Genomic DNA, 13763 nt, shown 5'->3' with positions numbered 1-13763 from the left:
TGTGAAGCTAATTACATCTTCTTCAGCAGTTGCAGCAGGTGCTCTTCACTCTTTTCTGCCAGCCCGTCGATCGCCAGCTTGATGATATCGGAACGGGTGATGCGCACCACGCCGTTGCGTGCCGCCTGCACAATGATTTCATCGATCGCGTCGACGTGGTTATCGGTCAGGCTGACCGAAATGGCCTTGTAAGTACGTTTGCGGCCCTGCGGTTTGGCTTCCGGGGGGGGAACATGCAGGGTGTGTGAAGTGGCGCTGTTGATAAATTCGTCTTCTGACATGCGTTGGGTAGGGGTACGCTTTTTCACAGGATCACCTCTTTCACCAGGCTTTCAATCTCCGCCTGCGCTTTTAGGTTATTCGCCTCATGCACGGTGATGGCCTCGCCCCAGGCATCGCGGTAAATCTTGCGGTCGCACAAACGGTTGCTGACCAGCGTCAACTCGGGGTACTCGCTCAACACCTGCGCCGCTTCGTTAGCTTCATTAATAAAGATATTGGTCGGGCACATGTTCAGCACGATGTAGCCTTTCACCTTCTCGTTATATTCCTGCGCGGTGGCGAACATTTCCGACAGATAGCCGACGGTATCGAGATCCATCTGGGAAGGGCGCAGCGGGGAAAGGAACAGATCGGCGGCCAGCAGGCCGGAACGCAGCTCGGCGCTGTCGCGGCCGGCGGTATCGACAATCACATAGTCGTAATGACGATCCAGCTCCAGCAGGGTCTCTTTGATTTTGCCCGAGGCGGCGACTACCGGGATATGCGGCAAGCCTTCTACATTCTGGCGGTCGTTATACCAGGTCATGATTGATTTCTGATCGTCAGCATCAACGATGATGGCGGTTTTTCCCAGCTTGAGGATCAAATATCCGGCGATATTGACTGCCTTGGTCGATTTCCCTACGCCACCTTTTTGCGAGCCAATCAAAACAATCATGCTGCCATCTCTCAAGTTATTAAGCTGATAACTTATTAAGTTAATATGCTTATTGGATTGATAATTAAACAGGTTAACAACAACAACGCTTGAACAATATGCACCAACGGCGACGGCTTGCCAAGCCAGTATGCAGTTAACTTTGCTGCTTATTTTGCTGGTAACTTAGTAGGCGGGTAAGTAGGAATGGTCTGGGAAGTGATTATGCGAAGGCGATTTTTTCAATTTGGCAACTTAATAAGTTATTAAGTTGCCAGTGATGACTGTTCGGTAATGGCTACTTTTTCAACATCGATTTCAGGTTGGCGAACGGGTTATGGGTCGCGAGCCCGACGTCTTTTTGCGCGTCCTCACCGGCCACTACCGTTGAGCCATACTGATCGGCTTCGGTATATTTGGAGTGTTCGTGGTCGTGGCAATACAGGCACAGCATTTCCCAGTTGCTGCCGTCTTCCGGGTTGTTGCTGTGGTCGTGATCGATATGGTGGACCGTCAGTTCGCGCAGATTGGAATAAACAAACTCGCGCGAGCAACGCCCGCAGACCCAGGGGAAGATTTTCAGTGCTTTTTCGCGGTAGCCGGTCTCCAGCCTCGCGTAGTTTTTTGGAATATATGCCATGGTGTGTGCCCGTCGGGTGATAACAATAATGCGTTAAATAATACCACAACGCGCCGGATTACAGCGTGCGGCACATCACCGCCTGCTGCAGTTTCGATTATTTGAAGGCTTCCACCGCCCAATCGATAAACACCCGCAGCTTGGCGCTCAGATGGCGGTTGGAGGGATAGACCACGTACATCTGTTCCGAGGGCGGTTGCCAGTCGTGCAGCAGGCTGACCAGTTCGCCGTTGTCCAGATGCGGCTGGGCCATAAAGCGGAAGGTTTGAATGATACCCAGCCCGGCCAGTGCCGCCGCCAGCAGTGCATTGCCCTCGTTGACGCTGACATGATAGCGGTGCTGAATATCGATCTCCTTGCCCCGATCGACAAAGTGCAGCGGCTGGATGCGATCGTTCAGCGCATGGCGGTAATGTGCCAGCGGAAAACCCAGCTCCAGATCGCAAGGGTGTTGCGGCGTACCGTGGCGCGCCAGATAGGCCGGGGTGGCGCAGGTCACCCATTCAAGCTCGAACAGCCGACGGGCAATCAGGCTGGAATCGGCCAGTGGCCCGCTGCGGATCACGCAGTCGGCGCTGTCGTTAATCAGATCGATCAGACGGTCGCCGACCCCCAGGTCGATCTGAATTTGCGGGTAACGCGCGATAAAATCCGGCAGCGCCGGCACCAGCAATTGCCGTGCAGTCGAGCCACCGGCGTCAATGCGCAGCACGCCTTGTGGCGCACTCTGCGACTCGGTCATGCTGCCTTCCATCTGCTCCAGCTCCGCCAGCCACTTTACCGTGCGCTGGTAATAGCATTCGCCCTCGGCGGTGACCGACACGCTGCGGGTGGTGCGCTGGAACAGCTTGGTTTGCAGATGATCTTCCAGGTTCTGGATCAGCTTGGTGACAGTGGCCTTGGGCATCCGCAGTGAATCTGCGGCGCGGGTGAAGCCGCCGGTTTCTACCACGCGGTTAAACACCCGAATAGCGAGTAAATGATGATCCATAGCGCTCTCAGTGCAAAACCCCGGCAGAGGCCGGGGGGTGTTTCTGCGGATGAATAATGATTATGACTGTTTAGCGTCAATCATGCCGGAACGCAAGGTCAGGCCGAAAACCAGCGCGGCGGACAGGGTGAGCGCGCCGCCAAACAGCATGGCGCTGCTGACGCCCTGCCAGTCGACCACTTCGCCACCCAACAACGCGCCGGAAGCCAGCGCAATCTGGATCACGCAGACCAGCAGTGCCTGACCGGCTTCCGGTGCCTGCGGGACGGCGGCGAACATCCAGTTGGTGGCGCAGACCGGCACGGCGCCAAATGCCAGTCCCCATACCATCACCATCAGCGTGGCACCGGCGATGCCACTAAGGAACGGCGAAACAATCAGGATGGCGGCCAACATGGCGGTGATCAGGATAAAGGTGGCGCGCAGGCTACGTTCGGCCAGCCGTTCACCGAGGAAGGTACCGAGCAGGCCAATGGCGCCGTAGGCCAGCAGTTGCAACGAAATCGCCGAGGGGCTGAGGACAAACACCTGTTGTAGCAGTGGTTTCAGATAGGTATAGGCGGCAAAGTGACCGATAAACAGCAACACGATGGCAATCAGCCCGGTGCGCGCCATCGGCAGACGCAGGGGTAACAGCAGGTCACGTGCGGTGACCGGGCGAGTGGGAGGGACTGACGTTAACAACCGCAGTTGGGCCAGCAGCACCCCGATCGCCAGCACCGCGCTGCCAAAGAAGGCGGCGCGCCAGCCGAACAGGTCACCAATCAACGCTCCGGCGGGGACGCCGCACACGGCACCGACCGAAATACCGCTGAGGATCAGCGCGGTGGCGCGACCCTGGCTGGCTTCCGGCACCAGATGGCGGCCATAGTTGGCGGCAAAGGCCCAAAAACCGCCGACGCAGATGCCCAGCAGGACGCGGCCAAGCAGCATCATGGGGAAGTTAACCGCCAATGCGGACACCAGATTGGAGATGGCCAGCAGCACGCTCAGCGCCAGCATCAGCAGGCGACGGTCGAGTCGACCGGCTGCCAGGCTCAGTGCCGGTGCGGCGATCGCCGCGATGATGCCAGGCACGGTCACCATCAGACCGGCTCTGCCGGTACTGACATCCAGTGACGGGGCGATATTGGTCAGCAGGCCGATCGGCAGAAACTCGGTAGTGACCATTACGAAGCAGGCAACCGTCAGCGAGAAAATCGCCAGCCAGGCTGATGGTGCAGGTTTATCATTATTATTCAGCATAATACCGCTCATCCCAGGTGAATGTGTAAACCGCGCGCCGGGCGCGGAGTGACAGAGATCACAATTTACGCAGGCATTGGTGGCGGATAAATCCGTTTGCGGTAGTTACACTGTTTCTGTGGGGGAATAATCAGGCAGGGCAAGTCAACTGGGGCTGGCGGCCAACCGGCAGGCCAAAGGCTTAATCGGCATAAGCTTATGTGATGGGCGCAACAGGTGTGCGCCCGGAGGAGGCTCACAGGCCCGGCGCTTTCCACATCGAGGTGGTCAGGCCATGGTCTACCAGGGTGAGTTGATCGGCATAGACCTGCTGCCAGGTCTCTTTTTGCCGCTGGTACAGTTCATGATTGGCCATGTCCGGTTGGTACTCACGCTCCCAGCGCACCAGACTTTCACCGGTTTGTGCCAGCGACTCATACAACCCGGCACCCACTCCGGCGGCAATGGCGCAGCCCAGCGCAGTGGCTTCTTTCACCACTGGCACGCGCACCGTCAAGCCGGTCACGTCGCTAAGGATTTGGCTCCACAGCTTGCCCTTTGAGCCCCCGCCGGCAAATACCAGCGAGCGCGCCTGTACGCCGGAGAAACTGGCAATCTGTTCCAGGTTGCAGGCCGAAACAATGGCGGCGTTCTCTTCCAGTGCGCGGAACAGGGTTTGCTTATTGCAGCGCTCTGGGTCGAGTGACAGGTTGATAAACGAAGGCGCGGCGTGATACCAGGTCTTGAAATGCATGGCGTCGGAAAATATCGGCATCACTCCGTAAGCCCCTGGCGGCACTCGCGCGGCCATCTCTTCCAGCAGGCTGTAGGCATCCACGCCCAGCCGTTCGGCCATCAGTTTTTCTTCGGCGCAGAAGGCATCGCGGAACCAGCGCATGGTTAATCCGGTGAAAAAGCTGATCGACTCTGCCTGTGCCATGCCGGGGATCACGTGCGGATTGATGCGGATGTTCATCTCCGGGTCGGTGGCCGGTTCCGGCAAATTGACGATTTGCTGCCAGAAGGTGCCGCCCAGCACCGCCGTTTGTCCGGCGTGCACTACCCCCAACCCAAGGCTGCCCAGTTGCACATCGCCGCCGCCCATTACCACCGGCGTGCCGCGCAACAGGCCACTTTGTTGTGCCGCCTGCTCGGTGATGTGTCCCAGCAGGCTGCCGGTTTCTTTCACCGGTGACAGCATATCGGCGCGCAACCCGGCCATGTCGAGCAATGCCGGGCGCCAGTCACGGCTGACCAAATCCAGCATGCCGGTGGTCCCGGCATTGGAAGGATCGACCGCCAGCTCGCCGCTCAGCATATTGGCCAGCCAGTCGCTGATCATGGTCAGCGTCGCCGCCTGACGGTAGATGTCCGGGCGGTGATGTGCCAGCCACAGCAGGCGCGGCATGGCGCTTAATGCCAGCGTTTGTCCGGAATACTGATAAACCTCACGTTCGAAATTGTGGTTATGCAGTTCTTTCAGTTCGCTGACTTCCTCGCTGGCGCGAGCATCAACGTTGGCGCAGGCCCAGATCGGCACGCCGTCGCGATCGTAAAGCACAATACCCTCACGCATCGAGCAACAGGCTACGGAGCGGATCGCCTGGCCAGAGAGAGCGGCATTCTGCAGTGCCTGACGGATACACTGGCAGGTCAGTTGCCAGTTGTGGGCCAGATCAAACTCCATCGAGCCGGGCACCCCCGGAACCGCCAGATGCCGCCATTCCGCCTGGCCCTGAGCGATTTGATTACCTGCCAGATCGAAGATGACCGCGCGAATGCTACCGGTGCCTGCGTCCAGTGCCATCAAATAGTTATCCATAGCTCACACTCTCTGGGATTGGGATCTTAACTATAGATGCCGTGCTCTGCGCACTGCTGGTGGAAGCGGCGGGGTCGGCAGGATTTGTGAACTGCACTGCAAAATTGCCGTTGCGGGGGGTAAATCAGCGGGAATAAACCTATGGTTGGAAAGCACATTGACCTTCAGGGTTAAACAAGGAGCCGCCATGCACGTCACACTGGTAGAAATTAACGTTAAGCAGGACAAAGTCGACGAGTTTATTGAGGTCTTCCGCGCCAATCATCTGGGGGCGATCGAAGAGCCGGGCAATCTGCGTTTTGACGTGTTGCAGGATGAAACTATCCCGACGCGTTTTTATATCTATGAAGCCTACCGGGATGAGCAGGCCGTCGCTGCCCACAAAAAGACGCCGCACTATCTGCAATGCGTGGAAAAACTGGAAGCGCTGATGACCGGGCCGCGCAAGAAAACCAGCTTTATCGGCCTGATGCCGGGTTAGCAGGCAGTAGGGTAATTTTGTTCAATACAGGGGGCTCCCAAGCCGTCAGTCTGGCATCTGTGAACTCTTTCTCAGGTGCCTGTAATGAATATTTATCTTTCGATGGCCGCTTTTGCGCTGGCCTCTTCCATCACTCCCGGCCCGGTCAATATCGTGGCGCTGAGCGCCGGGGCACAATTCGGTTTTAACGCCACCCAGCGGCATGTTTTTGGTGCCACGCTGGGTTTTACCCTGCTATTGATTCTGATTGGGCTGGGCCTGCACAAGTTGCTGATACTGTGGCCGGTGCTGACGCAGCTGATCCAGTGGGCGGGCATCGCTTTTTTGTTGTTTATGGCTTATCAACTGGCCTTTGACGACGGACGGCTGGGCAACGGCAATCAGTCGCAAGCGCCGTCGTTCTGGTATGGCGCCGGGTTGCAGTGGCTGAATCCCAAGGCCTGGCTGGCGTCAGTGGCCAGTTTGGGGGTGTTTGTTGCCGACGGAGACCGGTTGCTGTTATGGCAGTTCGCGGTGATTTATTTTGTCGTCTGCTATGCCTCGGTGGCCTGCTGGGCCTACACCGGTGCGATGCTGACCGGTCTATTGCAACAGGCTCGCCATGTGCGGCGTTTTAATCGCTTGATGGCGTTGCTGTTGGTGGCTAGCGCCTGCTATCTGCTGGCCGACGGCGTTTAGCGTGGATTTTGGTATTGGCCAGGGGTGGCAGCCAGCAGCAGTTTGAAGGTGCGCTGAAAGTGCGCCTGATCGGCAAAGCCGCTTTCGCTGGCGGCCGCGGCGATCGGATAGCCCCGTTTCAGCAGTCGGTGACCGAACTGAATACGCTGATTGACCAGGTAGGCGTGCGGCGTCATGCCGTAACGCTGTTTAAAGGCGCGGATTAAGTAAGAAGGCGAGAGCGCTGCCGCCTGGCAGATGGCTTCCAACGTCAGCGGCTGGGTGCAATGTTGGCTGATAAAGGTTGCCGCTGCCTCCAGCCTTGGGTGCTTGGCTGCGGCCAGGCGGACATTACCCAGGCGGATTTGCAGCTCGGTGAAGTATTCCACCAGGGCAATCTGTTTTTCCAACTGGCAATGCTGCGGGGCGATCAGCAGCGCATACAGCTGGTTCAGGCCATTGAACAGGGCAGGGGCACGGCTGAGCACCTGCTCAAACGGAATAAAACCCCCGTCGCCACCGGCGATCTCTTGCTGCAGTTTACCCAGCCAGGTGGCATCAATATAAAACATGATATATGACCAGCGTTGCTCACCGATGGGATTGCAAGCATGGGCCTGCTGCGGGTTAATCACCACCACGTCGCCGGTACTGACCTGCCGTTGTTGGTTGCCATTAATATAAATGCTGGTGCCGTCGGTGATAGCCCCGATGGAGAAAATTTCATGGCTATGCAGGGCGTAACAAACTTTGCGGCCATCTTCAATGGCGCGAGCTTCCACAAAAGGGAGCTGCGGGTCACGCCAGAATTGCGGCGCGGTAGCGGTCATGAGCTTTCCTTTCTGCGACGACGGGGCTAGCTTGTTATAGCGTAAAATGGGTGCGGGAGGGAATCAGGAGGATGATTTTTAATGCGTGTGGCTGTGTTCAGGATTGAATAAACCCCGGCCACACTGGATATGGCCGGGTGGGGGTTAATCTTCTTCGTTGCGCGCCATCAACTGACGTTGGTGCTCTTCGCTGGCCGCCTGGATTTCTTCCAGCACTGAACCGACATCGGCGCGTTTGTTGCTCTCGACAAACTTACCGGTCAACACACTGGCCGGTGTCAGGTTACCTTCCTGATACAGCGCCCAAATTTCTTTGGCATACTTGCTGTCGAGCAGTTCCGGTGCGTATTGGCCGTAAAACTGCGACATATTGTTGATGTCACGCTCGAACATGCTTTTGGCGTGGTTGTTGGCTGCCGCGTCCACCACCTGCGGCAAATCGATAATCACCGGCCCGTTTTTGTCCATCAGCACGTTGAATTCCGACAGGTCGCCATGCACCAGCCCGGCGCACAGCATGCGCACCGCGTAGTTCATCATCAGTGCGTGATCGGCACGCGCCTGTTCCGGTGTCAGGGTGACATCGCTCAGACGTGGGGCCACCAGGCCTTCTTCGTCGGTGATCAGTTCCATCAGCAGCACGCCATCCAGACAGATATCCGGCTGCGGTACGCGTACGCCCGCTTTGGCAAGCAGATACAGCGCATCGACCTCGGTATTCTGCCAGGCTTCTTCCTGCTGCTGGCGACCGAATTTCGACCCTTTGCTCATGGCACGGGCATCACGGCTGTTACGCACCTTGCGGCCTTCCTGGTAATTCACGGCCTGCTTGAAGTTACGCTTGTCTGCTTCTTTGTAAACTTTGGCGCAGCGGATCTCTTCGCCGCAGCGCACGATAAAGACGTCGGCTTCTTTGCCACTTTTCAAACGGCGGATGACGTCGTCGATTAAACCATCATCTACCAATGGCTGGAGTCGTTTTGGAATTTTCATGCAGCCTTGTACCCTATTTAGGCTCCGGTGTGAATGGTTTGCTAAGGTGTTAGCCAAATTTAGACCCGAAAGGCAAAATTTAGTTTGCCGTCGCTGCGACACATGGCCGCAACGGCGCACCCGCTACAGGGTTTCTGCCAGTACCCAAACGCTGACGCTGCCGCCGTTAACCGGGAAAGTCGCCTTCCCCTGTTCATCGGTGGTGACCTCATCCTGACGGTTACCGAGCAGATCGCGCCAGTTTTTATGCGCCAGTTCGGTGCCCAGCGAAACCGCTTTGCCGCTTTCAGCCCCATTGGTCAGTACCACTACGCAACCAGGCGCTTCGGCGGTACCGCTGCGGCTGAAGGCCACGCAGTTTTTATCATCAAAATAATCGGTTTGCACGCCGTTGGCAAAGCGTTGTCGCGCCTGAATCAACTTTTCCAGCTCAGGGATGATCGGCATATCAATTTGGTACTCCTGGCCGTCGCTGCCTTTATCTTTATAGCTGGCACCGTACAGGTCAGGATAGAACACGCAGGGCACCCCTTGTTCGCGTAACAGGATCAGGGCGTAGGCCAGCGGCTTGAACCAGGGTTCGACCGGCGCTTCCAGCGATTGTAGCGGTTGCGTGTCGTGGTTGGCGACCAGCGTGACCGAATGGGCCGGATCGGCAGCGGTCAGGGTATCGGTGAACATCTGCGCCATGTCGAACCCGTCGCCCTGTTTCGATGCCTGATGAAACTTCAGGTGCAAGGCTACGTCGAACAGCATTACTTTGCCCTCGACCAGGTCAATATACTGTTGTAACGCGGCCAAATCGTGCGACCAGTATTCGGCGACGATAAACAGATCGCGCTGTGCGCTGTCACGCACGTGGTCAGCCCACTCTTTAAAGAACCAGGCGGGGATATGTTTGGCCGCATCCAGGCGGAAACCGTCGCACGGCAGGGTTTCCAGCAGCCAGCGCGCCCAGTATTTCAGCTCTTCTACCACCGCCGGGTTGCGAAATTCAACGTCGGCACCCATCAGATAGTCGTAGTTGCCTTTCTCATCGCCGACCTGATCGTTCCAGCCGTCGTCACCGTAGTCATTGGCGATTTTGAACACGCCTTTCTCATCGGGCTGTTCAACGTAATCAACCCCACCAAAGCATTTGTAATCCCAAATAAATTTGGAGTAGGTGCCCTGTCGGCCGGGGAAGGTGAAACGGGTGTAGGCCAGTGCGTCGAAGCCCTGGTCGTTAATATCGTTGCGGTTGTTAGCGTCCGCCTTATACACGTGCACCTGCTCTTTTTCGTCGGCACCGAGCTTGTGGTTGAAGACCACGTCATAAATCACCCGCACGCCGTTATCACGCAGCGCAGTGGCGGCATGCGCCAAGGCCTCTTTGTCGCCGTATTTGGTGGCGCGGCTGCCTTTTTGGTCGAACTCGCCCAGGTCGAACAAATCGTAGCTGTCATAACCCACCGAATAGCCGCCGGAAGCGCCCTTATAGGCCGGGGGGATCCACAGGTCGGTGATACCCAACTGCGCGATTTGCGCGGCACGTTCTGCGGCCTCTGGCCATAACTTACCGCCATCGGGGTAATACCAATGGAAAAACTGCAGCAAGGTGGTTTTTTTCGTCATGAGCCAGCATCCCTATTTGCCAGAAAGAGGTGCGGGATGAGCCGTCGCCCACCCCATCCTGTTACAGCATGGGCTACTTTTGGTAAAAGGGAAACTCGGTTCGGGCGGCCACATGTGCCACCCTGAGAAGTTATCGCAGATTAGAGAGTGTTCATGCAAAATTGCACAGATTTGTGCCTCTGCAATATCACCGCAACGCACCCTCACCGCCGATAAAGCAGTCTTCATCCAGCGTCAAACTGGCAATCTTATGCACCGGCCCGAGCATGCTGACTTGAAAGTCGTCACTGAAGCTAATCTGCAATTGGCCGCCCGGCATGTGGACGGTAACCTTATCACCCACCTGATTCAGCTTGCGCATCACACTGGCGGCAGCGCAACTACTGCTGCCGGAAGCCATAGTAAAACCGGCACCCCGTTCCCAGATGCCAATGCGTAACGTATTGCGATCTATCACTTCAACCAACTGTACATTGGTCCGCTTGGGGAACAGTGGATGATGCTCGATCTGTGGCCCCAGCCGGTGAACCTGTGCCAAATCAAGCTGGGCGACCGGTACCACGCAGTGTGGGTTACCCATCGACACCAGAGACACGCTGAGGGTTTCCTCTGCCAATGAAAGCGGGTAGTTGAGTGCTTCGGGCAAATCGACCAGCGCCGGCAGTGCTGCCGGATTGAAATTGGCGCGGCCCATATCCACCTGAACTTGGTGTTTATCTTCGTTAACCTGGCAGCGCACATCACCACCTGCGGTATGTACCCAAAACGGCAGGTGATTGACTCGGCCTATATCGAAAAGATAACGGGCATAAATGCGCAGACCGTTGCCACTTTTCTCCGCTTCTGAGCCATCTGGATTAATGATGCGTAGCGTAGGGTTTACGCTGTCTCCGCTGTCGATCAGCAAACCGTCCGACCCAATACCGTAATGGCGGTGACACAAGATGCGTATTTGTTCGTTAGTCAGTTGTGTAGCGACAGAGCGGTGACACACCAGGTAATCATTACCCAGTCCGTGATATTTGTGGAACAGCAATGGCGTCATGGTATCTGTCAGATTTTGTTGTGGCAGGGCACCACAGATTACAACAGATTTTCGGCGGGGCAATAAAACAAAAGGCGGCCAGGGCCGCCTCTTTGCGTAATTGCTGAATCAGCAATTAATTATAGATGATCGCCGTACCGTGCAGTTTGTTGTCGCCGGTAGTTGAGATGATCTGGAATGATTTGGCGCCTGCTTCATCTGCTTTGGCAGCCAGTTTGTTTTCCAGGCTGGTCAGGTCGGAAGCCCCACTGACGGTAACCACACCGGCTTTTTGCAGATCTGCCGGTTGAGCATTTACCAGGTCGGCGGCAAAGCTACCGAAAGAAACAGAAGCCAGTGCGATGGCAGCGATGGTCATTTTCAGGTTTTTCATGGTCTTATTTCCTATCTCGATATTCTTTACGATGTTTTTATTGGGTCGTTAAATTAATTAACGATCGATAATTTAATGTTAGTCGCCTGTTCGATGCTTTGCAACTATTTTTTTAATGTTCGTTAATTAATTTGTTTCTTATCGTCGTTAACCGGGAAGGTAATAGCCGTTACTGGCCCCGAGGATGACGATTAACTGATTGTTATTGATAAATTATTGCTGTTCCGTGCAGTTGGTTGCTACCCCCGGCGCCAATGATGCGGAATGATTTTGCACCGACGGCGTCAGCTTTGGCCGCTAAACCGGCTTCCAGAGTGGTGATATCTGAAGCGCCACTGACGGTGATCACGCCGACTTTTTGCTGATCAGCCGGCTGACTGTTGACCAGATCGGCGGCGAAGCTGCCGAAAGAAGCAGAGGCAAGAACGATGGCGGTAAGAGCAATTTTTAAGTTTTTCATGATGTTAATTCCTATTCTAACAGCGTAAACTGGGATTTGAATGTCTGTCGTTGTTATTACTTAACGATCGATAACTAAATGTTAATCGCTTCTCGACGGCAGCGCAATATTTTTTTATAATGATCGTTAATTTAATTGGCGAGCCCTGCTGCGGGGCGGGATAAGAGAGGGTCTATGAGTATCAATGAAGAGGTCTGCGCCAAGAAAACGCGTGGCAGACCGAAGCAGTTTGATCGCGACCGTGCGCTGGATAGCGCGCTCGATCTGTTCTGGCGGCACGGTTATGACTCAACGTCGCTGGCCGATCTGGTTGAAGTTACCGGTGCCAAAGCGCCAACGCTGTATGCCGAGTTCGGTAATAAAGAAGGGCTGTTCCGCGCGGCAGTGGAGCGTTATCTGCAAAAGTACACCACCTGCACCAATCAACTGTTGGAGCAGGATCTGCCGATAGCGGAAATCGTTGAAGCCTATGTGCGTTCTTCAGCTGAAGTGTTTACCGATCCTGATACGCCGTCCGGCTGCTTTATGGTATGCGCGTCCGCAGCGCTGTCTTCGTCGTCGGATGACATCGCCGAGATGCTGCGTAACAAGCATCATTCTAATGAAGCCAGCCTGCGAGACTGTTTTGACCGCAAGGTGCAGCAAGGAGAGTTACTGGCGAAAACCGATACCGCGCTGTTGGCGAAATACATCGTCTGCACCATTGAAGGCATGTCGGTTCAGGCACGTGAAGGGGCCAGCCGTGAGGATTTATACCGCTTGCTCGATGCATTGATGCTGGTTTGGCCGCGTCTGAGCCAGGTGGGCAATAAGGTCTAGGGAGGGGCGTGTTGTTCGATAAAGGGCAAGGCCGCATCGCGGCGGCCTTGCTTTTAATTACTGGTTAACCGGGATCACTGCGCCTTGGTATTTTTGGCGGATGAAGTCCTGAATCGCCTTGGAATGCAGCACTTTCACCAGTGCTACAATTTCCGGCTTGTTCACATCGGCCTTATGCACGGTAATAATGTTGGCATAGGGGTTGTTTTCACCGCTTTCGACCGCGATCGGGTCTTTGGTCGGGTTAAGCCCGGCATCGATGGCGTAGTTGGCGTTAATCACCACCGCGTCACCCTCATCGTTGTTGTACATCTGTGGCAACAGTGCTCCTTCCACGTTCGCCAGGAACTTCAGATGTTTCGGGTTTTCTACCACGTCGGTAATGCGTGCATCCACTTTGCTCACGCCCGGTTTCAGCTTAATCACGCCTGCCTTTTCAAAGATAGACAGAATACGACCTTCCTCTGCCACCGCATCACGCATGATGATTTTGCCGTTGTCCGGCAGATCCTTCAGGCTCTTGTACTTCTTGGAGTAAATGCCGATCGGCTCGATATGGATAGCCCCGGCGCTGACAAAGTCGTAACTCTTATCGCCCGCATGGTCCTTCAGTACCGAATTCAGGTAGGGCACATGCTGGAAGTAGTTGGCGTCAATATCGTGACTGGCCAGCGCTGTATTCGGCAGGATGTAATCCTGGAAGGGTTTGATCACCAGATCAATGCCTTCCTTCGCCAAAATCGGTTTGGCCTGCTCGAGGATCTCCGCGTGCGGTACGTTGGACGCGCCAACCACCAGCTTGGTCTCCGCCACGGCACCAAAGGAGGCTAACGCGGTCAGTGAGGCGAAAGCCAGCATCATCATTTGCTTTTTCATCATCATTATTCCCTGGTTA

General features: G+C 55.7%; 16 protein-coding genes. 3 read left to right on the top strand and 13 right to left on the bottom strand.

The features are described from left to right. Positions 1–11: 11 nt before the first annotated feature. The 6 genes from OC597_RS03295 to lsrK form a co-directional block, all read right to left on the bottom strand. The gene (locus tag OC597_RS03295) at positions 12–308 is read right to left on the bottom strand and encodes a hypothetical protein (protein WP_261463115.1); all 297 of its coding nucleotides are present in this window, start codon (positions 306–308) and stop codon (positions 12–14) included. Then, positions 305–940, bottom strand: a complete 636-nt coding sequence (locus OC597_RS03290) for a division plane positioning ATPase MipZ (protein ID WP_085115724.1) — start codon at positions 938–940, stop codon at positions 305–307. The genes OC597_RS03295 and OC597_RS03290 overlap by 4 nt, the downstream gene beginning before the upstream one ends. Positions 941–1217: 277 nt before the next feature. Further along, positions 1218–1559: an HNH nuclease YajD gene (gene yajD, locus OC597_RS03285; RefSeq protein ID WP_020825794.1), complete on the bottom strand. Its 342-nt coding sequence runs from the start codon at positions 1557–1559 to the stop codon at positions 1218–1220. Positions 1560–1656: 97 nt separating this feature from the next. Next, a complete protein-coding gene (locus tag OC597_RS03280) occupies positions 1657–2550 on the bottom strand; it encodes a LysR family transcriptional regulator (protein ID WP_112350164.1) in 894 nt (297 codons plus the stop codon). A gap of 60 nt (positions 2551–2610) precedes the next feature. Further along, positions 2611–3795, bottom strand: a complete 1185-nt coding sequence (locus OC597_RS03275) for an MFS transporter (protein WP_261118951.1) — start codon at positions 3793–3795, stop codon at positions 2611–2613. A 235-nt stretch (positions 3796–4030) separates the two neighbouring features. Further along, on the bottom strand, positions 4031–5596 hold the full coding sequence (gene lsrK, locus OC597_RS03270; protein WP_261424652.1) for an autoinducer-2 kinase: 1566 nt from the start codon (positions 5594–5596) through the stop codon (positions 4031–4033). A gap of 187 nt (positions 5597–5783) precedes the next feature. Between lsrK and lsrG the strand changes: the two genes are divergently transcribed. Then, the gene (lsrG, locus tag OC597_RS03265) at positions 5784–6077 is read left to right on the top strand and encodes a (4S)-4-hydroxy-5-phosphonooxypentane-2,3-dione isomerase (RefSeq protein WP_085115728.1); all 294 of its coding nucleotides are present in this window, start codon (positions 5784–5786) and stop codon (positions 6075–6077) included. Positions 6078–6161: 84 nt separating this feature from the next. Beyond that, a complete protein-coding gene (locus tag OC597_RS03260) occupies positions 6162–6755 on the top strand; it encodes a LysE family translocator (RefSeq protein ID WP_262207418.1) in 594 nt (197 codons plus the stop codon). Here the strand turns inward: OC597_RS03260 and OC597_RS03255 are convergent. The 6 genes from OC597_RS03255 to bhsA (OC597_RS03230) form a co-directional block, all read right to left on the bottom strand. Continuing rightward, positions 6752–7564 carry an AraC family transcriptional regulator gene (locus tag OC597_RS03255; RefSeq protein WP_261283943.1) on the bottom strand — a complete coding sequence of 271 codons (813 nt, stop codon included), beginning with the start codon at positions 7562–7564 and terminating at the stop codon, positions 6752–6754. The two genes, OC597_RS03260 and OC597_RS03255, sit on opposite strands and share 4 nt — an antisense overlap. Before the next feature lie 144 nt (positions 7565–7708). Continuing rightward, positions 7709–8557 (bottom strand): PA4780 family RIO1-like protein kinase, encoded by an 849-nt coding sequence (locus tag OC597_RS03250; protein ID WP_085115729.1) that lies wholly within the window; start codon positions 8555–8557, stop codon positions 7709–7711. Between the two features lie 123 nt (positions 8558–8680). Then, positions 8681–10171, bottom strand: coding sequence for an alpha-amylase (amyA, locus tag OC597_RS03245; protein ID WP_261251909.1), 1491 nt, complete (start codon positions 10169–10171; stop codon positions 8681–8683). Positions 10172–10358: 187 nt separating this feature from the next. After that, positions 10359–11216 carry a diaminopimelate epimerase gene (dapF, locus tag OC597_RS03240; protein ID WP_261463119.1) on the bottom strand — a complete coding sequence of 286 codons (858 nt, stop codon included), beginning with the start codon at positions 11214–11216 and terminating at the stop codon, positions 10359–10361. Positions 11217–11331: 115 nt separating this feature from the next. Next, positions 11332–11589, bottom strand: a complete 258-nt coding sequence (gene bhsA, locus OC597_RS03235; protein WP_099063954.1) for a multiple stress resistance protein BhsA — start codon at positions 11587–11589, stop codon at positions 11332–11334. Between the two features lie 202 nt (positions 11590–11791). Next, positions 11792–12049, bottom strand: a complete 258-nt coding sequence (gene bhsA / locus OC597_RS03230; protein WP_261251911.1) for a multiple stress resistance protein BhsA — start codon at positions 12047–12049, stop codon at positions 11792–11794. Positions 12050–12223: 174 nt separating this feature from the next. Between bhsA (OC597_RS03230) and OC597_RS03225 the strand changes: the two genes are divergently transcribed. Continuing rightward, positions 12224–12868 carry a TetR/AcrR family transcriptional regulator gene (locus OC597_RS03225; RefSeq protein WP_261424645.1) on the top strand — a complete coding sequence of 215 codons (645 nt, stop codon included), beginning with the start codon at positions 12224–12226 and terminating at the stop codon, positions 12866–12868. A gap of 57 nt (positions 12869–12925) precedes the next feature. Here OC597_RS03225 and OC597_RS03220 read toward each other — a convergent pair whose 3' ends face one another. After that, the gene (locus OC597_RS03220; RefSeq protein ID WP_409977047.1) at positions 12926–13747 is read right to left on the bottom strand and encodes a MetQ/NlpA family ABC transporter substrate-binding protein; all 822 of its coding nucleotides are present in this window, start codon (positions 13745–13747) and stop codon (positions 12926–12928) included. Positions 13748–13763: the final 16 nt, after the last annotated feature.

It is taken from the genome of Serratia proteamaculans (assembly GCF_946227095.1).
GTDB classification, from domain to species: domain Bacteria; phylum Pseudomonadota; class Gammaproteobacteria; order Enterobacterales; family Enterobacteriaceae; genus Serratia; species Serratia proteamaculans_E.
Note: the sequence above shows the minus strand (reverse complement) of the source record. Positions and strands in the feature narration are given on the sequence as shown.